Source organism: Nonomuraea guangzhouensis (genome assembly GCF_019396345.1).
In the GTDB taxonomy this organism is placed as follows: domain Bacteria; phylum Actinomycetota; class Actinomycetes; order Streptosporangiales; family Streptosporangiaceae; genus Nonomuraea; species Nonomuraea guangzhouensis.
Map to the genome: position 1 here is coordinate 296,978 of NZ_JAHKRM010000005.1, position 24,912 is coordinate 321,889.

Annotated in this window: 23 protein-coding genes; 9 read left to right on the top strand and 14 right to left on the bottom strand. The window is 69.7% G+C overall.

Features of this window, described 5'->3' with window-relative positions:
• Nucleotides 1-38 precede the first annotated feature (38 nt).
• From KME78_RS12065 to KME78_RS12075, 3 genes are all read right to left on the bottom strand, one after another.
• Nucleotides 39-236 carry a ferredoxin gene (locus KME78_RS12065; protein WP_372454898.1) on the bottom strand — a complete coding sequence of 66 codons (198 nt, stop codon included), beginning with the start codon at nucleotides 234-236 and terminating at the stop codon, nucleotides 39-41.
• A gap of 7 nt (nucleotides 237-243) precedes the next feature.
• The gene (locus KME78_RS12070) at nucleotides 244-1,467 is read right to left on the bottom strand and encodes a cytochrome P450 (RefSeq protein ID WP_219528921.1); all 1,224 of its coding nucleotides are present in this window, start codon (nucleotides 1,465-1,467) and stop codon (nucleotides 244-246) included.
• A gap of 149 nt (nucleotides 1,468-1,616) precedes the next feature.
• A complete protein-coding gene (locus KME78_RS12075; protein ID WP_219528922.1) occupies nucleotides 1,617-2,558 on the bottom strand; it encodes an RNA polymerase sigma-70 factor in 942 nt (313 codons plus the stop codon).
• Between the two features lie 191 nt (nucleotides 2,559-2,749).
• On the opposite strand from KME78_RS12075, the gene KME78_RS12080 reads away from it, so the two are divergent.
• Together KME78_RS12080 and KME78_RS12085 are read left to right on the top strand one after the other, a co-directional pair.
• Nucleotides 2,750-3,601: an SDR family NAD(P)-dependent oxidoreductase gene (locus KME78_RS12080; protein ID WP_219528923.1), complete on the top strand. Its 852-nt coding sequence runs from the start codon at nucleotides 2,750-2,752 to the stop codon at nucleotides 3,599-3,601.
• Between the two features lie 51 nt (nucleotides 3,602-3,652).
• A complete protein-coding gene (locus KME78_RS12085; RefSeq protein ID WP_219528924.1) occupies nucleotides 3,653-4,852 on the top strand; it encodes an NAD(P)/FAD-dependent oxidoreductase in 1,200 nt (399 codons plus the stop codon).
• Here KME78_RS12085 and KME78_RS12090 read toward each other — a convergent pair.
• The 4 genes from KME78_RS12090 to KME78_RS12105 are packed head-to-tail and all read right to left on the bottom strand — an operon-like array spanning nucleotide 4,849 to nucleotide 8,088.
• The gene (locus tag KME78_RS12090) at nucleotides 4,849-5,454 is read right to left on the bottom strand and encodes a TetR family transcriptional regulator (protein ID WP_219528925.1); all 606 of its coding nucleotides are present in this window, start codon (nucleotides 5,452-5,454) and stop codon (nucleotides 4,849-4,851) included. The genes KME78_RS12085 and KME78_RS12090 overlap by 4 nt on opposite strands.
• A gap of 50 nt (nucleotides 5,455-5,504) precedes the next feature.
• Nucleotides 5,505-6,161 (bottom strand): maleylpyruvate isomerase N-terminal domain-containing protein, encoded by a 657-nt coding sequence (locus tag KME78_RS12095; protein ID WP_219528926.1) that lies wholly within the window; start codon nucleotides 6,159-6,161, stop codon nucleotides 5,505-5,507.
• Between the two features lie 50 nt (nucleotides 6,162-6,211).
• Nucleotides 6,212-7,423, bottom strand: coding sequence for a cytochrome P450 (locus tag KME78_RS12100; protein WP_219528927.1), 1,212 nt, complete (start codon nucleotides 7,421-7,423; stop codon nucleotides 6,212-6,214).
• A gap of 23 nt (nucleotides 7,424-7,446) precedes the next feature.
• Nucleotides 7,447-8,088 (bottom strand): TetR/AcrR family transcriptional regulator, encoded by a 642-nt coding sequence (locus tag KME78_RS12105; RefSeq protein ID WP_219528928.1) that lies wholly within the window; start codon nucleotides 8,086-8,088, stop codon nucleotides 7,447-7,449.
• Between the two features lie 172 nt (nucleotides 8,089-8,260).
• Between KME78_RS12105 and KME78_RS12110 the strand changes: the two genes are divergently transcribed.
• On the top strand, nucleotides 8,261-9,406 hold the full coding sequence (locus tag KME78_RS12110) for a YncE family protein (protein ID WP_219528929.1): 1,146 nt from the start codon (nucleotides 8,261-8,263) through the stop codon (nucleotides 9,404-9,406).
• A gap of 674 nt (nucleotides 9,407-10,080) precedes the next feature.
• Here the strand turns inward: KME78_RS12110 and KME78_RS12115 are convergent.
• Nucleotides 10,081-10,950 (bottom strand): TIGR03619 family F420-dependent LLM class oxidoreductase, encoded by an 870-nt coding sequence (locus KME78_RS12115; protein ID WP_219528930.1) that lies wholly within the window; start codon nucleotides 10,948-10,950, stop codon nucleotides 10,081-10,083.
• Between the two features lie 88 nt (nucleotides 10,951-11,038).
• Nucleotides 11,039-12,034, bottom strand: coding sequence for an aldo/keto reductase (locus KME78_RS12120; protein WP_219528931.1), 996 nt, complete (start codon nucleotides 12,032-12,034; stop codon nucleotides 11,039-11,041).
• 129 nt (nucleotides 12,035-12,163) lie between these two features.
• Between KME78_RS12120 and KME78_RS12125 the strand changes: the two genes are divergently transcribed.
• A complete protein-coding gene (locus tag KME78_RS12125; RefSeq protein ID WP_219528932.1) occupies nucleotides 12,164-13,030 on the top strand; it encodes a helix-turn-helix transcriptional regulator in 867 nt (288 codons plus the stop codon).
• On the opposite strand, the gene KME78_RS12130 is transcribed toward KME78_RS12125, so the two are convergent.
• The gene (locus KME78_RS12130; protein ID WP_465264807.1) at nucleotides 13,014-16,157 is read right to left on the bottom strand and encodes an AfsR/SARP family transcriptional regulator; all 3,144 of its coding nucleotides are present in this window, start codon (nucleotides 16,155-16,157) and stop codon (nucleotides 13,014-13,016) included. The genes KME78_RS12125 and KME78_RS12130 overlap by 17 nt on opposite strands.
• A gap of 84 nt (nucleotides 16,158-16,241) precedes the next feature.
• On the opposite strand from KME78_RS12130, the gene KME78_RS12135 reads away from it, so the two are divergent.
• Nucleotides 16,242-17,441 (top strand): cytochrome P450, encoded by a 1,200-nt coding sequence (locus KME78_RS12135; protein WP_219528934.1) that lies wholly within the window; start codon nucleotides 16,242-16,244, stop codon nucleotides 17,439-17,441.
• A gap of 61 nt (nucleotides 17,442-17,502) precedes the next feature.
• The gene (locus tag KME78_RS12140) at nucleotides 17,503-17,982 is read left to right on the top strand and encodes a nitroreductase family deazaflavin-dependent oxidoreductase (RefSeq protein WP_219528935.1); all 480 of its coding nucleotides are present in this window, start codon (nucleotides 17,503-17,505) and stop codon (nucleotides 17,980-17,982) included.
• Between the two features lie 9 nt (nucleotides 17,983-17,991).
• Here KME78_RS12140 and KME78_RS12145 read toward each other — a convergent pair whose 3' ends face one another.
• From KME78_RS12145 to KME78_RS12155, 3 genes are all read right to left on the bottom strand, one after another.
• On the bottom strand, nucleotides 17,992-19,827 hold the full coding sequence (locus KME78_RS12145; RefSeq protein ID WP_219528936.1) for an alpha/beta fold hydrolase: 1,836 nt from the start codon (nucleotides 19,825-19,827) through the stop codon (nucleotides 17,992-17,994).
• Between the two features lie 64 nt (nucleotides 19,828-19,891).
• Nucleotides 19,892-20,467: a TetR/AcrR family transcriptional regulator gene (locus KME78_RS12150; RefSeq protein ID WP_219528937.1), complete on the bottom strand. Its 576-nt coding sequence runs from the start codon at nucleotides 20,465-20,467 to the stop codon at nucleotides 19,892-19,894.
• A gap of 38 nt (nucleotides 20,468-20,505) precedes the next feature.
• Nucleotides 20,506-21,627 carry an epoxide hydrolase family protein gene (locus KME78_RS12155; protein WP_219528938.1) on the bottom strand — a complete coding sequence of 374 codons (1,122 nt, stop codon included), beginning with the start codon at nucleotides 21,625-21,627 and terminating at the stop codon, nucleotides 20,506-20,508.
• Nucleotides 21,628-21,689: 62 nt separating this feature from the next.
• Here KME78_RS12155 and KME78_RS12160 point away from each other — a divergent pair, with 62 nt between their 5' ends.
• Nucleotides 21,690-22,649: a helix-turn-helix transcriptional regulator gene (locus KME78_RS12160; protein ID WP_219528939.1), complete on the top strand. Its 960-nt coding sequence runs from the start codon at nucleotides 21,690-21,692 to the stop codon at nucleotides 22,647-22,649.
• A gap of 68 nt (nucleotides 22,650-22,717) precedes the next feature.
• Here KME78_RS12160 and KME78_RS12165 read toward each other — a convergent pair whose 3' ends face one another.
• Entirely contained in the window at nucleotides 22,718-23,137 is a 420-nt protein-coding gene (locus KME78_RS12165; protein ID WP_219528940.1) for an SRPBCC family protein, read from the bottom strand.
• Nucleotides 23,138-23,221: 84 nt separating this feature from the next.
• On the opposite strand from KME78_RS12165, the gene KME78_RS12170 reads away from it, so the two are divergent.
• Both KME78_RS12170 and KME78_RS12175 read left to right on the top strand, forming a co-directional pair.
• Nucleotides 23,222-23,833 (top strand): CGNR zinc finger domain-containing protein, encoded by a 612-nt coding sequence (locus tag KME78_RS12170; RefSeq protein WP_246650928.1) that lies wholly within the window; start codon nucleotides 23,222-23,224, stop codon nucleotides 23,831-23,833.
• 206 nt (nucleotides 23,834-24,039) lie between these two features.
• Nucleotides 24,040-24,903 (top strand): LLM class F420-dependent oxidoreductase, encoded by an 864-nt coding sequence (locus tag KME78_RS12175; protein ID WP_219528941.1) that lies wholly within the window; start codon nucleotides 24,040-24,042, stop codon nucleotides 24,901-24,903.
• The last annotated feature ends 9 nt before the right edge of the window (nucleotides 24,904-24,912 follow it).

The following is a 24,912-nucleotide window of genomic DNA, read 5'->3' on the forward strand; positions in this document are numbered from 1 at the left end:
CCTCCACCGGCGCGGACGCGTCGTCGCCGGGGATGTACTTACTCCTGCAGGATGGACAGGGCTCGGGATGGGCACAGGGTGACGGCGTGGCGCGCCTGTGCGGCGCTCTGGTCGTCGGGGTGGTCGGTCAGCAGGGCCACGATGCCGTCGTCGTCCTGGTCGAAGACGGCCGGCTCGGTCAGGACGCATTGGCCGGAGCCGACGCAGAGGTCGGTGTCGGCTTTGATCCGCATCATGTCCTGCTCACCAGGTGACCGGGAGTTCGTGAACGCCGTAGATGACGGCGTCCCTCTTGAACGGCAGGTCCCCGCCCGGTACGGCGAGCCGCAGGGCAGGGATGCAACGGAACAGCGTGTCGAAGACGATCTGCAGCTCCATCCGGGCCAGGTTCTGGCCCAAGCACTGGTGCGGGCCGAACCCGAAGGCGAGGTGGTGGCGGGCCCCGCGCTCGACATCCAGTTCGGCCGGATCCTTGAACGCGGCCGGGTCCCAATTGGCCGACAAGCCGGAGACGATGACGCCCTCGCCGGCCTGGATGCTCACCCCGCTGATCTCCACGTCTTCGGTAGCCAGCCGGGAGGTGACTCCGTCGGCAATGGTGAAGTAGCGCAGCAATTCCTCCACGGCCATGGGCGTCTTGCCCGGATCGGCCGTGATGAGGGCCAGTTGCTCCGGATGGGAGAGCAGCCCGACCACGCCGAGCGAGATCATGTTCGCCGTGGTCTCGTGTCCGGCGGTCAGCAGCAGGAAGGCCAGGCTCACCAGGCCCGCGTGGTCGAGGGTGCCCTCCTGGCGTTGCCGGGCGATCTGCCGGCCGAACAGGTCGTCGCCGGGTTCGGACTCCTTGCGGGTGACCAGGTCGTCGATGTAGGCGCGCAGTTCGGCGAAGGCTCGCCGGCGGCCTTCCAGCGAGGTCCGGCTCACCATCATGGTGGTGAGGCTCTGGAAGAAGTCGTGGTCGGCGTAGGGGACGCCGAGCAGTTCGCAGATCACCAGGGAGGGCACCGGCAGGGACAGCGCCTGCACCAGGTCGACCGGCCGCTGGTCGGCGGCGAGCATGTCGTCGATGAAGTGATCGACGATGTCCTGGATCCGCGGGCGCAGCGCGGCCAGCCGCCTCACGGTGAACTCGCCGATCACCGGACGGCGGGCCGCGGAGTGTTCCGCGCCGTCCATGCCGAGCATCAACGGCGGCTGGCTGCGGAGCTGCTGCAGCGTCGCCGCATCGAGGGTGAAGAGCGGGAAGCCGTCCTTGCGCTTGTCGGAGGAGAAGCGGCCGTCGGCGAGGACGGCCCGACCTTCCTCATGCCCGGACACCCACCACGCTTCGCCGCCGCTCGTCAGGCGGACCTTGTTGATCGGCGCCTGCTCACGCAGCCGTTCGTAGGCGGTGGGCGGGGCGAACGGGCAGCCCCGCTCGACCGGCAGTTCCAGGCCGGCGAGTTCGCCGGCGACGTTCTTCGTCATGAATGACCTCCCAGTAATAGATCTGGCGGAGTTTGTTGTGCTTGTGGCGCCCTTGGGTGGCGTGATCGACACTGTCGGCACTGGCTTCACGGCCTGCGTGGGGTCGCGGTGTCGATGCGGTCAGCTTCTCTGGCGCGGCGGCCGAGGGATTACTTCAGCGTGAGGGGGGTCTCGGAAGCAATGCGGGTCAGCTTCTGCGGGTTGCGGACGTAATAGAGGCCGGTGATGCGGGCGTCCTCGACCCGGACCGCTATGACGCCGTCGATCTCGCCGTCCAAGCGGAGGAGGAGGGCGGGGTTGCCGTTGACCACGGTGGGCTCGCTGGTGAGCGCGACTTGGACCTTGCCGAGGCCGCTGACGATCATGCGGGCCACCTTGCCGGCGCCGGTGATCGGCTGCGACGCGGCCTGCTTGACGCCGCCGCCGTCGCTCACCAGGACGACCTCAGGGGCGAGCACGTCAAGCAGGCCCTGCAGGTCCCTGGTTGTCAACGCGCGCTGGAACGACTCCAACACCGCCCGGGTCTGGCCCGGGGAGACCACCTCGCGCGGGCGGCGAGCCTCGACATGCCGACGGGCGCGGTGCGCGATCTGCCGGACGGCCGCGGAGCTCTTGCCGACGGCGGCCGCGATCTCCTCGTGACTGATACTGAAGACCTCGCGCAGCACGAAGACGGCGCGTTCCGTGGGTGAGAGCGTCTCGAGTACGAGCATGAGCGCCATCGACACACTCTCGGCGAGCTCGACGTTCTCGGCCACGTCCGGCGCGGTGAGCAGCGGCTCGGGCAACCAGGGACCGATGTAGTTCTCCTTGAGGCGCCGAATGGTGCGCAGCCGGTCGAGCGAGCGCCGAGTCGTGATCCGCACCAGGTAGGCGCGCTGGTCGGACACCTGCCCAAGGTCGACCTTGACCCACCGCAGCCAGGTTTCCTGCAGGGCGTCTTCGGCGTCGGCCGCCGAGCCAAGCATCTCGTAGGCGACGGTGAACAGCAGGTTGCGGTGGGCGATGAATGCCTCGGTCGCCGGGTCCATCCGGCCGCCGGCAGCCATCGGCTCGGCTGTGCCCGTCGTCGCATCCCCGCGCTCGTTCATACCTCGCTCCTGCCTGCTCACTCTCAACTCCTGCTCCATGCACAAGGCGCCGGCGCCCGCCACGGTGTGACACCGGTGATCGGTGACACACGTCACATGACCGCACTGTCACAAAGTTCGGGGCGCCGACGCCGCATGGTCGTCAGGACGCCGTACGGCGATCGCCACCGCAGAAAGAACGGAACGACATCATGAGCAAGGTCTGGTTCATCACCGGCTCGTCCCGCGGCCTGGGCCGCAACTTCGTCGAGGCCGCCCTGTCGCGCGGTGACAAGGTGGTCGCGACCGCCCGGAACGCCGCGAGCCTTGACGATCTGGCCACCGCCTACGGCGACGCACTGCTTCCGCTGGAGATGGACGTCACTGACAAGGCCGCCGTCTTCGACAGCGTCAAGCGGGCCAAGGAGCACTTCGGCCGTCTGGACGTCATCGTGAACAACGCCGGCTACGCCCAGGTCGGCGTGATCGAGGAGCTGACCGAGCAGCAACTGCGCGACCAGCTGGAGACCAACCTGTTCGGCGCGCTGTGGGTGATCCAGGCCGCGCTGCCCTACCTGCGCGAACAAGGCGCGGGGCACATCATCCAGCTGTCCTCTGCGGCCGGGCTCATCGCGATGCCGCTCAGCGGCGCCTACAGCGCCTCCAAGTGGGCCCTGGAAGCCCTGAACGAATCCCTCGCCCAAGAGGTCGCCGACTTCGGCATCAAGGTGACCGTGATCGAGCCCGGCGGCTTCGCCACCAGGTCCGGCAAGAATCCCGATCCCCTCAACAACGGCCACCTGGCCGAGCCCAACCCGATCTACGACGCCCTTCGCCGGCGCATCGCCACGTTCGCGGGAAAGCAGCCCGCCGGCGACCCGGCCGCCGCGGCCCAGGCGCTCCTCAAGCTCGTCGACTCCGACAACCCGCCCCTGCGGGTGCTCTTCGGGCAGGGCTTCTACCCGATGCTCCAGCAGGTCTACGCCGACCGGCTCAAGACCTGGGCCGACTGGCAGGACCTTTCGGCGGAGGCTCACGGCAACCTCGATCAAGAAAATCGATGACCCAGGGCCGAGTCAGCTCACCAGAAGCAAGCGAACCGACAGGAGCAACAGATGAAGCACCGCATCGTCGTCCTCGGCGCCGGCTATGCCGGGGCCTACGTGGCCGGGAACCTGGCCCGCCGGCTGTCCCCGAAGGACACCGAGATCACCGTGGTCAACGCCGTGCCGGACTTCGTCCAGCGAATGCGGCTGCCCCAGGTGGCGGCCGGCCAGGAGATCGAGGCTCCAAAGCTCGCCGACGTCTTCGCGGACACGGGGATACGGCTACGTCTGGCCCGCGTCACCGCCGTCGACCCCGAGCGCCGGGTCGTCGCCGTGGCTGACGCCGACGGCGGCGGCGAACTCGGCTACGGCACGCTTGTCTACGCGCTCGGCAGCCACGGCGACGACCGCGGCGTCCCCGGCGTGGCCGAGCACGCCTTCGACGTCGCCGCCCGGCCCTCGGCGCTGCACCTGCGCGAGCGCCTGGACAGGCGGGGCGGAGGCGGGAATGTGCTGGTCGTCGGCGACGGGCTGACCGGCATCGAGACCGCCACCGAGATCGCCGAATCCCGGCCCGGCCTGTCGGTGACGCTCATCGCCCGCGGCGAGCTGGGCGCCCGGCTCTCCGCCGGAGCCCGCGGCCACCTGCGCCAGGCCTGCGACCGGCTGGGCGTCACCGTCCTGGAGCACACCAGCGTGGAAGCCGTCGAAGCGACGCGGGTGCGGTGCGCCGACGGCACCACACTGGCGTCCGAGGCAACCGTGTGGACGGCCGGGTTCGCGGTCAACCCCATCGCCGCCGCCGGCGGGCTGGAGGTCACCGGGAACGGCCAGATCGTCGTCGATCGCACCATGCGGTCGGTCTCGCACCCGAACGTCTACGCCATCGGTGACAGCGCCTACGCCCTGGGCGACAACGGCCGGCCGCTGCCGATGTCCTGCGCTTCGGCCGGCTACACCGGCAGGCAGGCCATCGAGGCGATCGTGGGACGCCTGACCGGCCGCAAGATCGCGAACACCAAGCTGGTCTACACGTACAACCACATCAGCCTCGGGCGGCGGGACGGGATCCTGCAGACGGTCGACGACGAAGGGCAGGCGAAGCCGACGTACAAGGGCGGCTGGAAGCCCGCACGGATCAAGGCGGGCATCCTCAAGACAGCGCTGTGGGCCACCTCGCACCCCACCTACGGGATGCCCAAGCGCAAGCACCGCCTGGCCGCCGCGCCGGACGCGTCCCGTCGAGAAGGCGCACGCGTAGCCGCCTAGCTGCCGGCGTCAGGGCGGGCGGTCGGGGTGCGGTCCAGATCGGCCCAGCCGTTGCGCAGCCGGGCGAACAGGACGCGCAGCGTGTGCGCGGGGTCGGGGCTCTCCTCGGCGAGGGCGCCGACGTCGAGGGCGAAGCGGGCCAGCGCGCGAGCCTGGAGATCGTCGCCGGACAGCCCGGCTTCCTCGGCGATGGCCTGGGCGAGAGTGGTCTCCCAGGTGCGTTGCGTGCGCATGAAGTGGTCGCGCAGCGCGGGGGTGGCGTGGACCAGGTCCAGGAACTCCTCGCGTGAAGGGTCGCCGGGCTCGCGCGGCTTGGGCGCGGCGAGATAGGCCTCCAGCGCGTCCAGGATCGTCACTCCTGCCGCACGGTCACGCACCACGGAGTCCAGTCGCTGTTCGTGCGCGGCCTCCTGGTCGAAGACCAGCGACTCCTTGCTGGGGAAGTAGGCGAACAACGTGCTGACCGCGATGTCACACGCGTCGGCGATCTCGGCCACGGTCACCGCGTCGAAGCCACGCTCCCGGAACATCGCGAAGGCCGTGTCGGCCAGCCGCTTGCGTGTCTGGGCCTTCTTGCGCTCCCGCAGTCCTCCGCGTGTCATGCCGCCACTGTAGCGAATCAAGAGTGACTAGTTTTTCATAGTTAATTCGATTATCCGAGGACAAGCGGGAGTTTCGCCGCCAGCTCGCCCAGTTCGGCCTGCTCCGCGTCGGTCGGGGTACGCCGCCCGGTGCCGACCAGCAGCGCGTCCTTGTCGGAGAACGACACGGGGAACGCGGTCCCGGCGATCTTCTCCAGCATCGCGCGGGACCGGGCGAGCCCTTCGGCGGGCGGTTCCGCCTTGCCCGGGAGGTTCGCGATCAGGTCGAGGTGGTGCAGCGTCCATTCCAGGACGTACGCGGAGAGGTAGTCGCCCGCGGTGAGGACCTCGTCACGGGTGCCGACCCGGAGGCCCGGGTCGGCGAGTTCGGCGGCGCGGCCGGCGGCGGAGCCGACGTCGTCGAGGTGGAACTTGAGCAGCCGAGGCTCCCCGTACGCGGCGGCCAGCCGGACGGTCAGCGCGTCGAGCGGGTCGTCGCCGGTCGGCGGCGTCGCGGCGACGTCCCAGTAGGTCACCGCGTCGCGGGTCGGCTCCGTGTCGGCGGGGGTCACGAGGGTGATCAGGACGTCCTGGGCGTCGATGACCAGATGGCACACCAGGTCCCGCACGAGCCAGCCGGCACAGCCGGACGGCCGCGCGAAGTCCTCGTCCGAGAGTTCGGCGACCGCCGTGCGCAACGCCGTCCAGGCGCGTACGAAAAGATCCACCTCGGCACGGTAGTGCGGTACCGCGGTGGCGAACAAGACGGAGGAGGCGGTCAGCTCGGCAGGGAGAAGCGGACCGGCATGTGCTTGATGCCGTTGATGAAATCGGACCGCATCCGCTTGACCGGCCCCGCGTGCTCCGCCTCGGGGAAGCGGCGCAGCAGCTCCCTGATCATGCAGGTGATCTGCAGTCGCGCCAGGTTGGCGCCCAGGCAGAAGTGCGGGCCGCCGCCGCCGAACGTCATGTGGTCGTTGGGGTTGCGGCGGATGTCGAAGGTGTACGGGTCGGCGAAGATGTCCTCGTCGTGGTTGGCGGACATGTAGAAGGTGACCACCTTCTCCCCCTCGGCGATCTTCTGGCCGCGGAGTTCGGTGTCGCGCGTGGCCGTACGCCGGAAGTTGTGGATCGAGGAACCCCAGCGCAGGAACTCCTCGGTGGCGCTACGCCACAGATCCTCGTCGTCGAGGCCGGCGGCGAGGTCGCGATAGCTGTCCGGGTGGGTGATGAGGGCGTTCATGGCGTGGGCGATGAGGTTGCGGGTGGTCTCGTTCCCGGCGACGCAGAGGATCACGAAGAAGGAGTCGATCTCGTCCCTGGTCAGCCTGTCGCCGTCGACCTCCGCCTGTACGAGGGCGGTGAGGATGTCGTCACGCGGGTTGCGGCGGCGGTCGTCGACGAGGCCGTCGCAGTAGGCGAAGATCTCGGCCGCGGCGTTCTCGCCGTCCTCGGGCGTGGTGCGGAAGTCGGGATCCTGGAAGCCGACCATGCGGTTCGACCACTCGAAGATCAGGTGGTGGTCCTCCTCGGGGACGCCGATGAGGTCGCAGATCATCTGCAGCGGCAGATATTCGGCCACGTCGGTGACGAACTCGACCTCGCCGTTCTTGTCCCGCGCGTCGTTCGCGATCTTCTCGGCGCGCCGCTGCACGGTCCCGCGCAGCCGGCCGATCGTCCTGGGCGTGAAACCCGCGCTCACCAGCCGGCGGTAGCGGGTCTGCTTGGGCGGGTCCATGTTCAGGAGCGTCATGCTGGCGATCTCGATGAACTCCGGCGTCTGCGTACGGATGAACGCGGTCCCGATCTCGGTCGACCAGGTATGCACATCCCTGCTGATCGCCCTCACATCATGATATTTCGTGACGGCCCAGAAGCCGGTGTCGTCGGGGACGTCGTGCCAGTGGACGGGCGCGTTCTGGCGTAGGTAGGCGAACTGGTCGTGTGGAACTTCGCGTTCCCACGTCTCTTCGAGCAGGTTGATCCGCATGGGCTCCCTTTCGGCGCGATGAGCTAGGAGTCGAGCAGTTCGAGCGGTTCGGGATGGTCCGGGCCATCCCAAGGGAGGCCGAGCAGGTCGCGCAGGCTTTCGACGACCGCTCGCTCCTCGACCGCCAAGGGATCGAGCCGGTGCTGCACCGCGCAGCCGATCAGCACCCCGAGCACGGCCGTCGCCGTCCGTTCCGGTGATCGGCGAAGCGGCACCCCCGCCGTCTCGGCCCAGTCGGACAGCCCTCCGGCGAGCCGGGCCCGGATGTCGGCGTAGCGCCGCGCCAGCGGCTCGGCGATGGCGGGATCACGCGCGCCGTGCAGCCACAGCTCCAGTTCGAGCAGGAGCCATGACGCACCGCGATCCTCGTCCGTACGGGTCAGCGCTTGGAACAGCGCGGCCAGCCGGTCGTCGAGCTCGGTGATCTCCTCGAACCCGGCGAGCAACTCGGCCGCGGTCTGGTCCTTCCACACCTCCAGCAGCGCGAGCAGCAGCCCTTCCTTGCCGCCGAAGTGGTTGTACAGCGCGCCGGTGGTGCGATCGGCCGCATCGGCCACCGCTTCGGCGGACACCGCGTGGAACCCCTTGCGGGCGAACAGGTCCGCCGCCGCGTCGATCAGCCGGGCCCGGGTCTCGGCTCGCCGCTGATCCTGGGTACGCGCCACCTGGGGCTCCGATCGGATATCGGGACGGCTACATATGTTTACCTTCCGATATATATGCCTTGAACGAGCGCTTGGTCAAGACCCTCGCTTTGCCACGCCTTTGCCTTGTGCGCACGCGACCTTGACCCTGGTGTAAAAGGGCGCTGCCGCACGCCTTCCTAGGCTGTGGCGCATGCGACTGCCGCCGATGACGATCATGCTGGTTGCGACCGCCATCGCCGTGGTTTCCTGCGGTCCGCCGCCCGCGCCCATGGTGGCGACCATCGAGTCCGCGCCGCCGCCGAAGCCCGCACCGCGGAAGCACGCCCAGGCGGTCACCCGCAAAATCAACGTGTACGCCCACGACCGGCCAGGAATGCTCAGCCCGCGGGTGGAGCACCTGACCCCTCGCGTGTACGTCCCCAACAGCGAGTCGAACACGGTGGACGTCATCAACCCGCGCACCTTCCGCGTCGTGCACCGCTACCGGGTGGGCGCCCTGCCCCAGCACGTCGTGCCCTCCTGGGACCTGAAGACGCTGTGGGTCAACGAGAACCAGGGCAACCGGCTCACCCCGATCAACCCGGTGACGGGCCGCCCCGGCAAACCGGTGCCCGTGGACGATCCGTACAACCTGTACTTCACCCCCGACGGCTCGTACGCGCTGGTCATGGCCGAACGCAACAACCGCCTCGACTTTCGCGACCCGCACTCGATGCGCCTGATCCGCTCCCTCGACCTGCCGTGCAGGGGCGTCAACCACGGCGACTTCACCGCCGACGGCTCCATCTTCCTGGCCAGCTGCGAGTTCTCCGGCCAGCTCGTGGCGATCAACTGGCGGCGGCCCCGCGTGAAGAAGGTGATCGAGGTCGGGGCGGGGAACATGCCGCAGGACGTCAAGCTCTCACCCGACGGCCGGCGCTTCTATGTCGCCGACATGATGGCGGGTGGCGTGTGGATCATCGACGCCGCCACCTTCCGGCGAGTGGGCCTCCTGCGTACCGGCAAGGGCGCGCACGGCCTGTACGTCAGCAGGAACGCGCGGCTGCTCTACGTCTCCAACAGAGGCGAGGGGACGGTCTCCGTCGTCTCGTTCGCCAGCCGCGAGGTGGTCGATCGGTGGCGGATCCCGGGCGGCGGCTCACCCGACATGGGCGGGGTGTCGGCGGACGGCAAGCAGCTCTGGCTCTCGGGGAGGTATCACGGGGTCGTCTACGTCTTCTCCACCGAGACCGGCAGACTGCTCCACAAGATCAAGGTCGGCCGGGGGCCGCACGGCCTGTGCTTCTTCCCGCAGCCCGGACGCTACTCCCTCGGTCACACCGGAGTGTTCCGATGACCACGCTCCTCAGCGAGGGGACGGCCGCCGGTCCGACGCGGTGTCGATCACTTCGTCCAGGACGTCACGGGAGCGTGAACTTCTACCGAGATGCGGGCCAGTGCTCCCGTCTTCAGGCGGGATGGTGTAGGCCCGCGTGTGAGTGCCCCTGGGGCGCGAGCGTACAGCAACCGGAACTGCTTGCGACACATCAGTCACGTACGGTAAGATTTCTGTGATCGAACTGGCAAGCGATAACCAAGCTGGCGGTGAGATCGCTTCCTGGATTCATCGGTACAACGAGGCCGCCGGACGGGCGGTGACAGGATGTGGAGACTTGCCGGTAGGCGGGTCGGTGAAGCGTCAAGCATCCCGTTCCACAGCTCGTGCTGCTCATGTGGCATGAACTGCTGCGTGAGCAGCACGGGAATCCTCGCCTCCTCAAGACGAGGAGCACGTCAAATCTTCGTCCTGCTGGCCTGCGCGGCTCTCCTGGCGGGTTTTCCGCTCCTTCCCGCCGACCCGCCCCGCGATGGGGCCGGGTCGCGACGGCGTACGGGAACGCCGTTTCGATCTGCCCGGTGCGCTTACCGCCACCGCCGGGATCACGCTGCTGGTCTTCGTCCTGGCGCAAGGTCCGGAGCCGGGCTGGACCTCGCCGTCCATCCTCACCGCCTTCGGTCTCGGCGGCGCCGTCAGACCGGACTGCTCGAGCGGAGGGCGAACCGCTCGGCGAACGCGGACATCTCATCGCGTTGCTGATCCAGTTCGGGGGCGCTGGGGTTCACGACGATGCGGGTCACGCCCTGTGCGGCCAGTGCCTCGACCTGTTCGGCGGGCATGTCGATCGACCCCCATCGGGTGTACTCCAGCGCTTCCGGGCTCCGACCGGCCTCGACGGCGGCCGAGCGGGCGAGGTCGAGCTGGACGGCGCGCTCGTTCAGATCGAGCGCGCCGCCGGGGAAGTAGCCGTCGCCGCGGCGTCCGGCGCGGCGGGCGGCCACCCGGCTCGATCCGCCGACGTGGATCGGCAGGTGGGTGACCCCGTAGGGCTTGGGGAACTGGCACAGGTCCTCGAAGGCGAAGAACTCCCCGGCGAAGCTGACGCCCTCTTCGCCACCGGCCCAGAGCAGCCGCATGACGTCGATCGCCTCATCCGTACGACGGCCGCGGGTGCTGAAGTCGACCCCCACCGCCCGCGCCTCGCCCGGCAGGGAGCCGACCCCCACGGTCAGCAGCCGCATCCGCCCCTTGGACAGCGCATCGATGGTCGCCAGGCGCTTGGCAAGGATCACCGGATGGTGGTACGGCAGCAGCAGCACCCCCGTGCCGAGCAGGATCCGCTCCGTGGCCGCGGCGACGAAGCTCAGGCAGTCGAGCGGATCGCCGTAAGGCAGTGTCGGCGGGAGCTCAAAGGGCCCGACCGCGGCGCCGGGATAGAGCGCGATGTGCTCCGGCAGGTAAAGCGACTCGAAGCCACAGTCCTCGGCATGCCGGGCATAGGCCGTGATCCTTTCGGGGTCAACGCCGTAGTAGGCCGAGTTGTAGCTGATCCCGAACTTCATCCGTCATTCCTCCAACTGTGCGACACCCACTTGCCGCGGCCACGCTAGAACGTTGCCACCAGCGTCAAGGCAAACTGAGCCGGCAAGCTCAGTTGCCCACACCGAGGTTGGACATGAACGCGGACGGGTACCGGTCGCCGCGGGCCGCGTTAGGTGGCACCGCCTTCTCGATCTCCGCGAGGTCGTCCGCGGTGAGGTCCAGGTCCATCGCGGGCAGCGCCTCGGCCAGCCGCTCGCGGGTGCGCGCGCCGACCAGCGGCACGATGCCCTCGCCCTGTGCGGCCACCCAGGCGATGGCCAGCTGGGCGACGGTGCGGCCCTTCGCCTCGGCGACCCGGCGCAGGGCCTCCACGAGGGCGAGGTTGTGTTCCACGTTCTCGCCGGAGAAGCGCGGGCTGAAGCCGCGGACGTCGCCGGGGCCGGCGGTGTGGCCGGCGGACCAGTGCCCGGAGATGAGGCCGCGGCCGAGGACGCCATAGGCGGTCAGACCGATGCCGAGCTCCCGCAGCGTGGGCAGAACGTCCGCCTCCACCGCGCGGGAGATCAGTGAGTACTCGATCTGCAGGTCGGAGATCGGGTGCACGGCCTGCGCCCGGCGGATCGTCGCCGCATCGACCTCCGACAGACCGATGTGCCGCACGTATCCGGCGTCGATCATCTCCTTGATCGCCCCCACCGTCTCCTCGATCGGCACCGCCGGGTCCAGCCGGGCGGGACGGTAGATGTCGATGTGGTCGGTGCCCAGCCGGGTCAGCGAGTAGGCCAGGAAGTTCTTCACCGCCTCGGGACGGCTGTCATGCCCGCCGAATTCAGAACCCGGCCCCCGCAGCATGCCGAACTTGACGCTCAGCTGGTAGCTCTCGCGATCCCGGCCGCGCAGCGCCTCGGCCAGCAGCAACTCGTTGTGGCCCATGGCGTAGAAGTCGCCGGTGTCGAGCAGCGTGACGCCGCTCTCCAGCGCGGCGTGCACGGTGGCGATGCTCTCCGCGCGGTCGGTCGCGCCATAAGCGCCCGACATGCCCATCGCACCCAGACCCAGCGCGGAAACGGCCGGTCCAGTGCGGCCCAGGGTTCGGCTCTGCATCACGTTCTCCCTCGTTGTCGATGTCGTCCCCCAACCATGGGCCCGGGCCGGGACGCGCGGAAGCGGAGCCTCCATCATGGGAGAGCCGCTCCCTGGCTCGGTGGACGAACCGCGAGGCAGGATGAAGCCATGCAACGTGACCAGCTCGCCGACTTCCTGCGCCGCCGCCGCGAGGCGATCCGGCCGGCCGAGGTGGGACTCGCCGACGGCCCTCGCCGTCGCACCGCCGGCCTGCGCCGGGAAGAGGTGGCGATGCTCGCCGGGATGTCGGTGGACTATGTCGTACGCCTGGAGCAGGGCCGTAGCAGTCAGCCCTCGACCCAGTTGCTCGGCGCGCTGGCCCGGGCGTTGCGTTTCTCCGACGACGAGCGCGACCATCTGTTCCACCTGGCCGGCCACCGGCCACCGCCCGCCGACGGGGTGGCCCTCCTGGCCCGCGCCGGCCTGGTGCGCATGCTCGACCTGCTGGGCGACACCCCGGCCATGGTGCTGTCCGACCTGGGTGAGGTTCTCGCCCAGAACCGGGCGGCCGTCCTGCTGTCGGGCGATCACACCGGCTTCTCCGGCGACCGGCGCTACGTCGTGTACCGCTGGTTCACCGAGCCCGCCGTCCGCGCCTTCTGCCCGCCGGAGGAGCGGGAGCATCGGGCCCGTCAGCTCGTGGCCGACCTACGTGCGGCCAACGGCCGCCGGTCCGGCGACCCCACGGTCGAGGGACTCGTCGACCGTTTGCGGGCCGCGAGCGCCGACTTCCGCCGGCTCTGGGTCGAGCACGAGGTGGCGGTCCGGCGCGCCGACCGCAAGACCATGCTGCATGAGCGGGTGGGCCTGCTGACCATGGACTGCGAGACCCTGGTCACTCCCGACCAGGGTCAACAGCTGGTGGTGCTCACCCCGGCGGACGCCGAGACGCGTGAGCGGTTGGAGCTGCTGCGGGTGCTCGGCATCGAGGAGTTCCCCACGGGAGCACACGAGTCGTTCACGAAGCGAGGGTGATCTCGGCCAGCTCCCGCCAATCCCGCCGCTGTCCGTCAAGGGTCGCCTCGGCGAACCCGGTGTCACCGAGGCGATTCCGCGCGTCCGCGGCGATCCTGGCGGCGTCCGGCTGCGAACGATCCGGTGTGCCGCGCACGATGTCGCTCGCCGCGAGCAGTCGCGCGGCCTGCTCGTACTGTTCCTGGCGCAGCGCGAGATCCGCGACCCCGATCAACACCTCGGCGATCAGCGGTGGATACGTCGTCTCCACAGCCGCGCGGAACGCCTCGCTCCGATGCGCGCGGGCCTTGCCGAGATCCTCGGTGAGGTAGCCGTCCAGGTCCGTGGCCTTGATGCGGGCCAAGGCGCTCAGTTCCTCGCTGTCCAGCATCGCCCGCACCTTGGCCAGGTGCTGGTGTGTCCTGTCCGGGTCGCCGCGCCAGCGCGCCAGCTGCGCCATCGACAGCTCCAGGTCGGCAAGCGTGTCCGGCCAGGTGAACCCGTTCGCGTACCGCTGCGCTTCGGCCATGGCGGACGTGCTGGATCGCTCATCGCCGAGCTGCCAGTACAGCTGCGCCTGCCGCGCCCGCAGACTGACCACGTCCTCGGTCACGCCTACCTCGGTCAGCGCCACAGCCGCCTCTTCGAAATGCTCACACGAGCGGGCGAGCTCGCCGCGCATGGCGAGCCGATCGGCCAGGAAGGTGAGCGCCAACGAGATCCCCATCCGGTCACCCAGCGTGCGGAACTCCGCAAGGGCGATTTCGGCGTCGATGTCCACGTCGGTCTCGTCGCCGCCGAGCGTGAGCCGCAATCGGCCACGAGCGAGCCTGGCCTGCGCGCGTACCCACGGATCGTCGTCGGTGATCAGCGGCTCGAACGCGGGCAGGAAATCCGTCGGCTCCCGCAGCATCCGCTCCAGCGGCGCGACGAACCCGAGCAGCGGGTTGCGATAGCCGCTGCGCTGGATGAACCGGTGCGCCTCTTGGATCCACTTCTCCGCCTGATACTGGTCGCGGCCGGGCCCGGAGGTCATGAACACCGTCACGATGGTGTACGCCATCGCCCGCACCTCATCGGGGACCTCACCCGGCAGCGAGGCCGCCGCGATGCTCAGGTCGGTGCCCTCGGTCCTGCGCCCGCTGAGGAACCAGTACCAGCCCGCGGCGCCGACCAGCCGCATCGCCTCCAGGGCCCATCCCTCGGCGATCGCTCCGCGCATGGCCGCACCGATGTTGTCGTGCTCGGCCTCGAGCGTGGACAGCCACTCCAGCTGCTCGGCCCGACGCAGGTGCGGATCGGCCGTCTCGGCCAGCTCGGTGAAGTAGGCAAGGTGCGCCCGGCGCGCCGGCTCGGTCTCCCCGGCCTCGGCCAGCCGGTCCGCCGCGTACTCCCTGATGGTGTTGAGCATCCGGTAGCGTGGCGTGCCCTCGCCGTCGGCGAGCAGCAGCGACTTCTCGATCAACGAGGTCAGCACGTCGAACAGCTGCTCCCCGGCGAGTGCCTCGACCCCGCACACCTGTTCGGCCGCTTCCAGGCTCGCCCCGCCGGCGAACACCGAGAGCCGCCGCAGCACGCCGCGTTCGGCCTCGGTCAGCAGGTCCCAGCTCCAGTCCACGACCGCGCGCAGTGTCTTGTGCCGGGGAAGCGCCGTACGGCTGCCGCTGGTCAACAGCCGGAATCGGTCATCGAGCCGATGCGCCAGCTGATCGACGGACATGGTGCGCAGCCGTGCCGCGGCCAGTTCGATCGCCAGGGGCATCCCGTCGAGCGCCCGGCAGATCCGCGCCATGGCCGACAAGGCGTGCGCGTCGGAGCCGATGTCCTTGCGCACCAGATCCGCGCGGTCCCGCAGCAGCCGCACCGCGGGCGAGGACCCGACGTCGGCGGGGTCTGCTCCCTTCGCGGTCAGCGCGAGTGGCTCGACCTGCCACAGCACCTCTCCGGTGATGCCGAGCGGTTCCCTGCTCGTGGCCAGGATCCGCAGTCGCCGGCACTCCCCCAGCAGCCGATCCGCGAAAGCCGCGGCCGCCTCGATCACGTGCTCGCAGTTGTCCAGGATCAGCAACATCGTGCGCTCCCGGACCGCGGCGATGAGCCGATCCATCGGTTCGCCGTCCCGCGCACCACCGAGCAATGGCTGGTCGCGCAGGCCGAGTGCGGTGAGGGCGGCCTGCGCCAGGTCGCCGCCCTCCTGCACCGAGGCCAGTTCGACCAGCCACGCCCCGTCCGGCAGCTCGGTGAGCATCGTCCGCGCGGTCTCCGTGGCCAGCCTCGTCTTGCCGGAGCCGCCCGCGCCCGTCAAGGTGACCAGCCGGTGCCCGATGGCCAGCACGGCGACCGCGGCGATGTCATCGTCCTTGCCGACGAAACTCGTCAGCTCGGCGCGCAGGTTCGTCCGGTTGTTCTCCGCCCGCTCGCCCAGCTCGCCCCGCAGCAACGCGGTGTGCAGCGCGGAGAGCTCGGCCGATGGATCGGCGCCCAACTCCTCAGCGAGCCGCTCGCGCGTCCGCTGGTACACGGTCAGCGCCTCGTTGCCCCGCCCCGTCTCGGCGAGCGCTCGCATCAAGGCCGCCACGAACCCCTCTCGCAGCGGGTACGTGGCAACCAGCTCGGTCAGCTCGGAGACCAGTTCCGAGCCACGGCCGAGGCGAATGTCCGCATCGACCCGATCTCCGAGCGCGGCGACGTAGAGTTCGTCCAGCCGCGCGACCACGGCGTCGAAGGCGTCGCTGTCTCGTAGTGCGATGTCCGCCATGGCCGTGCCGCGCCACAACGCCAAGGCCGAGCGCAGCAGCTCCGCCCGCGCGGCGGGCTCGGCGGCACGGGCCTGACCGATCAGGTGCTCGAACCGGTACACGTCCACGGCATCAGGCGCCACGGCCAGCCGGTAGCCGCCGGAATCCGCCTCGATGACGCCGTCCGGCAACGCCCTGCGCAGCCTGGACACCAGCGCCTGCAGGGCATTCACTTCGTCCGCGGGCGGCTGTTGCCCCCAGATCCAGTCCACCAGCCTGGCCCGCGTGACGATCCGGCCAGGTTCGAGGGCGAGTGCGGCCAGCAGCGCGCGCAGCCGAATCCCGGGAACCTCCGCAACGACCCCATCGTGGTTCCGGACCTCGAACGGTCCAAGCAGTTCAACTCGCACATCAGACATTGTGCCGTGTCATGTCAGCGGCCGTGTCAGCTCGGCGACGGTCCCATATCAGGGCAATCGGCGATGGTGGATGCCATGGAACACACCGTCACCGCGATGCCCACCACGCGTCAGCCCGGCTGCCCCTTCGACCCGCCCAAGGAGCTGATCCAGGCCCGTGAGCAGAGCCCGATCAGCCGCTTTCCCTTCCCCGACGGACATCAGGGCTGGCTGATCACCGGCTTCGACTTGGTCCGGTCGGTCCTGGCCGACCCGCGGTTCAGCTCGCGCAAGGAGCTCATGGGCCACCACCCGACCATCGACTACGGCGGCTTCGAGGTCCCGCCGGCGCCGCCCGGTGAGTTCCTCCTTATGGACGAGCCGCAGCACAGCCGCTACCGCAAGCCCCTGGTGGGCAAGTTCACCGTCCGGCGCATGCGGCTGCTGACCGAGCGCGTGGAGCAGGTCACCGCCGAGCACCTGGACGCGATGGAGAAGGCAGGATCGTCGGCGGATCTGGTGACCGCGTTCGCCAAGCCCATCCCCGCCGTCATCATCTGTGAGCTGCTGGGCGTGCCGTACGAGGACCGGGGCCGCTTCCAGGAGAACATCGACAAGTTCCTCGGCGGCGAGGTCAGCGACGAGGAGCTGATCGCGGCCTACACCGCGACCCAGACCTACCTCGCGGAGCTGGTGGCCGCCAAGCGCGCCAATCCCACCGACGACGTGCTCAGCGACCTCCTCGACAGCGACCTGACCGACGAGGAACTGAAAGGGATGGCCCTCATCCTGCTGTCGGCCGGGTTCGACACCACCGCGAACATGCTGGCGCTGGGCACCTTCGCGCTGCTGCAGAACCCGGAGCAGCTGGCCGCGCTGCGCGCCGACCCCGAGCTCACCGAGGGGGCCGTCGAGGAGCTGCTGCGGTATCTGAGCGTCGCCAAGCAGTTCCAGAGGGTCGCGCTGGAGGACGTCGAACTGGGCGGCCACACCATCAAGGCCGGTACGACGGTCATCCTGTCTCTCAACACCGCCAACCGCGACCCCGAACGCTTCACCGACCCCCAGACGCTCGACCTGCGCCGGCAGGACGGCGGGCACCTGGCCTTCAGCCACGGCATCCACCAGTGCCTGGGCCAGCAGCTGGCCCGCGTCGAGATGCGCGTCGCCTTCCCCGCGCTGCTCAACCGCTTCCCCACCCTGCGTCTGGCCGTACCCGCCGATGAGGTCGCCCTGCGCCCGGAGGCCGCCGACATCTACGGGATCAAGAGCCTCCCGGTCACCTGGGGGGAATGACCGCGTCCGCTCTCTGTGTTGCGCGGAACAAAGGTTCTTCGACAGCGTGGAGATGGGCGACATGCCACTCAAAGGTGAGTACGAGCCGAGCACGGCGCAGTTTGTCCGTGACCAGGTGGAGCTGTACGAAAGCTCCGGTGGTACGGAAGGAACGACGCTGGGCAGCCTGGTCGGTGCGGAAGACGTGCGGCGGCGGGACCTGCCTGTCGTCATCTTGACGACCCTGGGCGCGAAGAGTGGCAAGATCCGCAAGTCCCCGCTCATGCGGGTGGAGCACGACGGTTCCTACGCCGTGGTCGCCTCCTTGGGCGGAGCCCCCAAGCATCCGGTCTGGTACTACAACGTGGTGGCCGACCCCCGGGTGGAGCTTCAGGACGGCCCGGTGCGCCAGGACATGCTGGCGCGCGAGGTGACCGGGGACGAGAAGGCCGTGTGGTGGGCTCGGGCCGTCGAGGCGTACCCGGACTATGCCGACTACCAGAAGAAGACGGACCGGGAGATCCCGCTCTTCGTCCTGGAGTCGGCGGCCGAGCAGCACTGACGCGGGCCGTTACCGCGAGCTCCGGGTGGATGCGCCGGCCATGCGCCGCATGATCGCGGCGATGGTGGCTGGGTGGGTGAGCTGCGGATGGTGCCCAGCATCGGGGACCGTCGTGACGATGGCCGGGCCGGGCTCGCCGACCAGCGGATCCAGCTGTCCGGCCACGATGTGGACCGGGACTGAGCCGGTTGCGCCCAGCAAGGCTTGGAGGGCGGCGCGTTCGGCGGGCTGGTACGCGGCCCGCAACCACTGGGCCGTACGACGGGCGACGCCGGGCCGGTGCAGTTGGGCGGCGGCGCTCGCGACGGCCCGGTGGGTCTCGTCCGAGGAAGCGCTGGCGCCCAGGAGTGAGGTCGTGAGCCGGTCGGCGGAGATCCTCTTGAGGAGCGGCGCGGCGAGCATCGGTGTGCGGAGCAGCCAGGGAGCCTCTTCCTGGAGGAAATAGGGCGAGACGAGCAGCAGGGCCGAGATGCGGTCGGGATGAGCGGCGGCGTAGCGGAGCGCCGGTGCGGTGGCCGCCGAGTGGGCGACGATGACGGGCCGGGTTCGTACGGGTGCCAGCAGATCGGTGAGCCACTCCAGCGGGGTGGCCGCCGTGGGCGCGGAACGGCCGAGTCCCGGCAGGTCGGCGACCAGGGCGGATACTTCGTCCAGTTCGCCGAGCACTCCCTGCCAGGACTCGCCGTCGAGGGGAAGCCCGTGCAGGAGGACGAAGCCGGGCGAGGTCCTGTCCCCCGCGACATAGGTCCGCGATCCGCCGATGTCATGGAAGCCGCCAGAAAGCCCACCTGGCGCCGTCCCGAACCTGTCCGCCACCAGCCGATCGACCCAGCGGCGCAGCGCGGTCTCGACAGGCGGCTGCCGGAGCCCCGCGGCCTCGGCCACCTTCTCGGCCGAGCCCGTGTCGTAACGGTCCTCGGTCAGGAAGGCCAGGGTCTCGGGATTGGCTCCGGTCAGCGCCGCGGGCAGGTGGCGGATCAGGGACACCGGTACGAGGGTCTTCGGCGCGGGTACGCCCAGATGGCCGCCGAGCAGGCGCACCAGGTCGGGCAGGTCCGGGGTGGTCTCGTCGAGCACCCAGTGCAGGCCGCCGGGCTCCGGGTCGTGTTCGGGAATGGCGGCCATGAACTTCGCGAAATGATCCACGCTCACCACGGGCACGAACGTACGGGCGGTGCCCGGCAGCGCCGGAAGCCTGCCCGTCCACAGGTCGCGGACCAGTTCGGCCAGGCCGATGTACTGGCCGGCCTCGCCCGTGGTGGAGTGGCCGATCACGGTGCTCGGATTCACCACGGTCAGCGGGATGCCCAACTGCGCCGCGACGACCCGTACGGCCGCGTCCCCCTCGGTCTTGGAGCCTTCATAGGCCCCTTTGCCTCGGTAGAGCTTCACCAGCTCGGCCTCCGGGAGCGGATACCGCGGCACCGGGTCCAGCCCGACCCGGTAGCCCGACACGTGGATCAGCCTGCGCAGGCCGGCCCGGGTCGCGGCCCAGCGCAGCACGTTCAGGGCGCCTTCGACGTTGACCGTCCTGGCCTCCTCGCGCCGCAGCCCGAACCGGTAGACGGCGGCGGTGTTGAAGACGTCCCGTACGCCGGCGAGCCGTTCGTCGTCCGCCGCGCTCAGCCCCAGGTCCGTACCGGCTGTGAGATCACCGGCCACGACCACGAGCCGCTCGGCTCCCACGCCGTGATCCTGTAGCCAGGCGCGTAGTTCGCCCGCGCGGCTCCGAGCCGGCTCGCGGAGCACGGCCGTGACCGTCCGGCCCTGCTCCAGCAGGTGCAGCACCGTCCATCTGCCGATGAAGCCGTTCGCGCCGAACACCACGGCGTCAGTCTCTTCCATCCACATTCCTCTCTAGACCGATCTACATAATCTGTAGGCATAAAAAAAGAGCGCCCGGCGACGCTCAGGCGGCGTCGAGCAGTTTGGCGATGCGGCGGCCGGTCCGCTCGATGGGGACCCGGCTGCGGCCGGCGCGAGCCAGCACCAGCGCGCCTTCGATCAGGGCGAGCACCGTCGCCGCGAGCTCCTCCGACTCCTCCGCGTCGTGACCGTCGGCCCGCAGGGCATCGGCCAGCGCCCGCTGCCAGCCCGCGTAGATGCCGCCGCAGATCGGCTGGAGGTCGTCGTTGGTCGCGGCGACCTCCAGGGCGACGGTCGCCACCGGGCAGCCCTTGGCGTAGCCGGCCGCCACCATCCGGTCGGCCAGCCCGTCCAGCAGGGCCAGGGCGAGATCGCGAGCGGTGGACACCGTCGCGGCCAGCTCTTCGACCATGCCGTCGACCTCCCGGCCCGCGGCGGCGAGGGCCTCGCCGACCAGCTGGTCCTTGCCGCCGGGGAAGTGGTGATAGAGCGAACCCCGAGGAGCGCCGGCCACCGCGAGCACCTCATTGAGCCCGGTGCCGTGGTAGCCCTTCGCCTCCACGAGCGTCCGAGCCGCCTCGATCAGCCGCGCCCGCGTCTCATCACCTTTGATCGCCACATCTAGAAAATAGACCGGTCTGCATAGTCTTGTCCAACTCAATGATGAACGGCGAGACGGAAGAAGCCGCGGATGTCGTCGACCAGCAGGTCGGGCGCGTCGTGCGCGGCGAAGTGGCTGCCTGTGTCGTACACGTTCCAGGACACGATGTTCTTGTGGTCGCGTTCGGCGAAGGGGCGGATCGACTGGAAGTCCCAGGCGAAGTTCGCCAGCCCGAGCGGGACGGTGGTGGGTTCGGCCGGCTTGTCGGTGGTGTGGAAGTCCTCGTAGTACAGGCGGGCGGATGACGCGGCGGTGTTGGTGAGCCAGTAGATCATCGTGTTGGTCAGCACGTAGTCCGGGTCGAGGTTCGGGCCGAGCAGCTGTGCGTTCCAGCCCAGTTGCCCCACCGGAGAGTCGGCCAGCGCGTGTGCCAGGGTCTGCGGCGCGGTGGACTGCAGCTTGTCGTACGCGCCGCCGTTCTCCAGCCACCACTGCAGGAACTGGACCTTCTTCTGGTCCTCTTCGGACAGGCCGGTCAGCTCGGCCGGGTCGCCGGAGGGGAAGGAGAAGACCTGGGTGACGTGCACGCCGATGACGTGCTGGGGATCGCAGCGGCCCACTTCGGGCGAGATGAGCGAGCCGCCGTCGTTGCCGTGCGCGCCGTACCGCTCGTAGCCCAGGCGGCGCATCAGCTCGGCCCACGCCTTCGCGATCCGGTACCGGTTCCAGCCGCGCTCCGCGGTGGGGCCGGAGAACCCGAAACCGGGCACCGACGGGATCACCAGGTGGAACGCGTCGGCCGGGTCGCCGCCGTGGGCTCGCGGATCGCTCAGCGGGCCGATCACCTCCAGGTACTCCACGATCGTGGTCGGCCAGCCGTGCGTCAGCAGCAGGGGCGTGGCGTCCGGCTCGGGCGAGCGGACGTGCAGGAAGTGCACATTCTGCCCGTCGATGACCGTGGTGAACTGCGGATAGGCGTTCAGTTTCGCCTCCCACGCGCGCCAGTCGTAGCCGTCGCGCCACCTCTGGACGAGGCTCCGCAGGTACTGCAGCGGAACGCCGTAGTCGCCACCGGCGTCGGGCAGCTCGTCGGCCCAGCGGACCCGGGCCAGGCGCTCGGTCAGTTCGTCCAGGTCTGCCTGCGGGATATCGATGCGGAATTCGCGGATCTCGGTCATGTCATCGACTCTGCCGGACCATTAGGAAGACTCCGCTCCTAATTGCCGGGCATCCTTGAGAGATGTTGGAAACTTCCGCCCGGCTCCTGCGGCTGCTCTCCCTCCTGCAGACCCCACGCGACTGGACCGGCGCCGAGCTCGCCGAGCGCCTCGGGGTGAGTGGGCGGACCGTGCGTACCGACGTGGAGCGCCTGCGCAGCCTCGGCTATCCGGTGCTGGCCACGCGCGGTGCCGTCGGCGGCTACCGCCTCGGCGCCGGCGCGGCTCTGCCGCCGCTGCTGCTCGACGACGAGGAAGCGGTCGCCGTCACGGTCGGCCTGCGGACCTCGGCCGGTGGCGCCATCGCGGGGATCGAGGAGGCGTCCCTGCGGGCGCTGGCGAAGCTGGAGCAGGTGCTGCCGTCGCGGCTGCGGCGCCGGGTCAGCACCCTGCAGACCTACATGGTGCCGGTTCCCCGCGACGACGCCGGGCCCAGCGTCGACCCGTCGATCCTGACCACCCTGACCGCGGTCTGCCGCGACCGGGAACGGCTCCGGTTCGACTACCACGACCATGACGGTGCGGCCACCGTGCGCGCCGTCGAGCCGTACCGGCTGGTCAACTGGGGTCGCCGCTGGTATCTGCTGGCCTGGGACGTCGAGCGGGGCGACTGGCGTACCTTCCGCGTCGACCGGATGCGACCTCGCACCCCGACCGGCCCCCGCTTCCAGCCGCGCGACCTGCCCCACGACGACGTCGCCGCGTACGTCTCACGCCGGGTCTCCGCCGCCGCCTGGCGCTACCGGGCGCGGGTCACCGTGCACGCGCCGGCCGAGGTCGTCGCCGATCGCATCAGCCCGGCGGCCGGGACGGTCGAAGGCGTCGACGAACGTACCTGCGTCCTGCACACCGGCGCGGACACGGTCGAGACCCTCGGCGTTTACCTGGGCCTGCTCGGCGCGGACTTCGACGTCACCGGGCCGCCGGAACTCCTCGCGCACCTGCGCCGTCTCGCCGGCCGGTACACACGCGCGACCGCCTGATCCTCGCCGGGCGAAGCTCTTCCAAGCTGGTCACAGCCCTCATCGAAGGGCTGTGACCAGCGACTTGCCTAGCGGAGGTACTCGCCGGCGGACTCCACCGTCCGCTTGAAGATGCTCAGGCCGTGGTCCATCGCGGCGCCCATCGGAATGGTGAGGTCGTCCGGACGCACGTCGTGGATCCATAGGAACCGGCTGCGGCCGTCCCCGTGCGGGACGACCTGCATCGACGCGTTGTCGTGTACCGGCCGCATGGTGTCGCCGATGACGGAGTAGACGAGCCGGCGCGTCTCCTCGTCGAGCGTGATGAGCCGCTCACGCGCCACGGTTCCGTCGGCGAACGTGACGACCCTGACGTCAGGTTCGCCGAGCCGGCTGTCGGTGACCAGGCCCGGTGCCATCTGGACGGGCCCGTTGGCGAAGTCGCCGATGATCGCCCACACGTCCGTGGGATCGGCGTCGATGATGATCTCTTTCTGCACGGTGGCCATGTCTTGTCCCTCTGATCTAACTGACGTAGTCGTTACACTGGTTAGATAACTTACCATCGCCAATAGCCGGTTAGGCTGTCCGGTATGGCGAATGAGCGTGCTGTCGAGCCGCTGCCGGACAACCTCGAGGCCGGGACGGCGCCTATGCCGCTGCGTGTGATCGAGGAGTTCGTCAACACCCGCCGCAGGGACAGCGACGAGATCGGAACCCCGCGACGGCTTTCGGAGTGGTTGCACACCCGCGGCCTGATACCTGGCGACGCGGCGGTGAGTGCTGAGCAGCGCGACCGTGCTGAACGGATCCGCGAGGGACTGCGTGCGCTGATCGCCGAGAACAATGCCGAGCCGGTCTCGAGCCCGCGTCCGGACGGCCTCAACCCCGCTGCCCGCGCCGAGCTCGCCGAGCTCGCTCGCGACGTCCCGCTGATGCTCGACGTGACCGTCCTACCGCCCCGGCTGGTGGCCCGCACCCAGGTGCCGGTGGATGCCGCGTTGGCGGGACTGCTCGCCGTCGTCGCCGAGGCCGTGGCGGCCGGCACGTGGACGCGGCTCAAAGCCTGCCGGGAGCCGAGCTGCCGGTGGGCCTACTACGACCACTCCCGCAATCGGCGCCGGACCTGGTGCTCCATGGACCTCTGCGGGAACCGCGCCAAAGCCCGAGCCTCCCACCATCGCAAATCCACCGCGCGCCCTTGATCATGGAGGCCCCGCGCGGATCAGCGTGGGCGCGCGGCTGGCCTCCCTTCGCCGAAGACCGGCGCCACGCCGCCTGTGGGGCGTGAGATAATTACTCCTACGACGCCCTCTCGGCCTCGGGTCCAGCACCCAGGCGAGAGGGTTTTTTCATGCCCGCAGTGACGCGTCACCCTGCGCCGGCATGCCACCCGATCAAGGAGCATTCGATGAAGCTCGGTCTGACCTGCCCACGTTTCACCTGGCCCGGTGGCGATGCCGCCATCTCCGAGCGGTTCGCGGCCGTCGCCCGCGGTGCCGACGAGGCGGGACTGCACAGTCTGTGGGTGATGGACCATTTCTTCCAGATCCCCAACTTCGGCGCCGTGGAGGATCCGATGCTGGAGGCGTACGGCGCGCTGTCCTACGCCGCCGCCCTCACCAGCCGGGTCACGCTGGGCGCCCTGGTCACCGGCGCCGTCTACCGTGCACCAGGACTGTTGGTGAAGCAGGTCAGCACCCTGGACGCCCTCTCCGGCGGTCGCGCCGTCCTCGGCATCGGCGCCGGCTGGTACGAGGCGGAGGCCCGCGGGCTCGGCCTGCGTTTCCCTTCGCTGGCCGAGCGGTTCGAGCGACTGGAGGAGACGCTCCAGATCGCCCGGCAGATGTGGAGCGAGGACGACAAGCCCTACGAGGGCCGGCATTACCGGCTGGAACGTACGCTCAACTCCCCGCAGGCGCGTCCGCCGATTCTCATCGGCGGCAGCGGGGAGAAGAAGACGCTCCGGCTGGTCGCCGAGTACGCCGACGCCTGTAACTTCCTGGACGGCGCCGACGTACGGCACAAGCTCGGCGTGCTGCGCGCTCACTGCGAGCGGCTGGGCCGGCCCTACGAGGAGATCGAGAAGACCCTCCACCTGCGGGTGCCCGACGGGCAGAGCATCGAGGAGAGCGTCCAGCGCTGCGGCGACCTCGCCGCTCTGGGCATCGACCATGTCATCGTCGCCGTCCCCGATGCCGCCGCCGACTCCTCACTCGCGCACCTGGCCGAACTCGCCACGCGGATCTCCACCATCACCCCAGCGGGGCGCTGACCGCGAGCG

Excerpts from the sequence above, each read along its gene's own strand:
- KME78_RS12125 (WP_219528932.1), top strand. The coding sequence starts at position 12,164 with ATGCAACGTGACCAGCTCGCCGACTTCCTGCGCCGCCGCCGCGAGGCG.
- KME78_RS12115 (WP_219528930.1), bottom strand. The coding sequence starts at position 10,950 with ATGAAGTTCGGGATCAGCTACAACTCGGCCTACTACGGCGTTGACCCC.
- KME78_RS12065 (WP_372454898.1), bottom strand. The coding sequence starts at position 236 with ATGATGCGGATCAAAGCCGACACCGACCTCTGCGTCGGCTCCGGCCAA.
- KME78_RS12155 (WP_219528938.1), bottom strand. The coding sequence starts at position 21,627 with ATGACCGAGATCCGCGAATTCCGCATCGATATCCCGCAGGCAGACCTG.
- KME78_RS12120 (WP_219528931.1), bottom strand. The coding sequence starts at position 12,034 with ATGCAGAGCCGAACCCTGGGCCGCACTGGACCGGCCGTTTCCGCGCTG.
- KME78_RS12170 (WP_246650928.1), top strand. The coding sequence starts at position 23,222 with ATGGCGAATGAGCGTGCTGTCGAGCCGCTGCCGGACAACCTCGAGGCC.
- KME78_RS12110 (WP_219528929.1), top strand. The coding sequence starts at position 8,261 with ATGCGACTGCCGCCGATGACGATCATGCTGGTTGCGACCGCCATCGCC.
- KME78_RS12070 (WP_219528921.1), bottom strand. The coding sequence starts at position 1,467 with ATGACGAAGAACGTCGCCGGCGAACTCGCCGGCCTGGAACTGCCGGTC.
- KME78_RS12090 (WP_219528925.1), bottom strand. The coding sequence starts at position 5,454 with ATGACACGCGGAGGACTGCGGGAGCGCAAGAAGGCCCAGACACGCAAG.
- KME78_RS12160 (WP_219528939.1), top strand. The coding sequence starts at position 21,690 with ATGTTGGAAACTTCCGCCCGGCTCCTGCGGCTGCTCTCCCTCCTGCAG.
- KME78_RS12165 (WP_219528940.1), bottom strand. The coding sequence starts at position 23,137 with ATGGCCACCGTGCAGAAAGAGATCATCATCGACGCCGATCCCACGGAC.
- KME78_RS12145 (WP_219528936.1), bottom strand. The coding sequence starts at position 19,827 with ATGGAAGAGACTGACGCCGTGGTGTTCGGCGCGAACGGCTTCATCGGC.
- KME78_RS12080 (WP_219528923.1), top strand. The coding sequence starts at position 2,750 with ATGAGCAAGGTCTGGTTCATCACCGGCTCGTCCCGCGGCCTGGGCCGC.
- KME78_RS12075 (WP_219528922.1), bottom strand. The coding sequence starts at position 2,558 with ATGAACGAGCGCGGGGATGCGACGACGGGCACAGCCGAGCCGATGGCT.
- KME78_RS12085 (WP_219528924.1), top strand. The coding sequence starts at position 3,653 with ATGAAGCACCGCATCGTCGTCCTCGGCGCCGGCTATGCCGGGGCCTAC.
- KME78_RS12135 (WP_219528934.1), top strand. The coding sequence starts at position 16,242 with ATGGAACACACCGTCACCGCGATGCCCACCACGCGTCAGCCCGGCTGC.
- KME78_RS12175 (WP_219528941.1), top strand. The coding sequence starts at position 24,040 with ATGAAGCTCGGTCTGACCTGCCCACGTTTCACCTGGCCCGGTGGCGAT.
- KME78_RS12100 (WP_219528927.1), bottom strand. The coding sequence starts at position 7,423 with ATGCGGATCAACCTGCTCGAAGAGACGTGGGAACGCGAAGTTCCACAC.
- KME78_RS12140 (WP_219528935.1), top strand. The coding sequence starts at position 17,503 with ATGCCACTCAAAGGTGAGTACGAGCCGAGCACGGCGCAGTTTGTCCGT.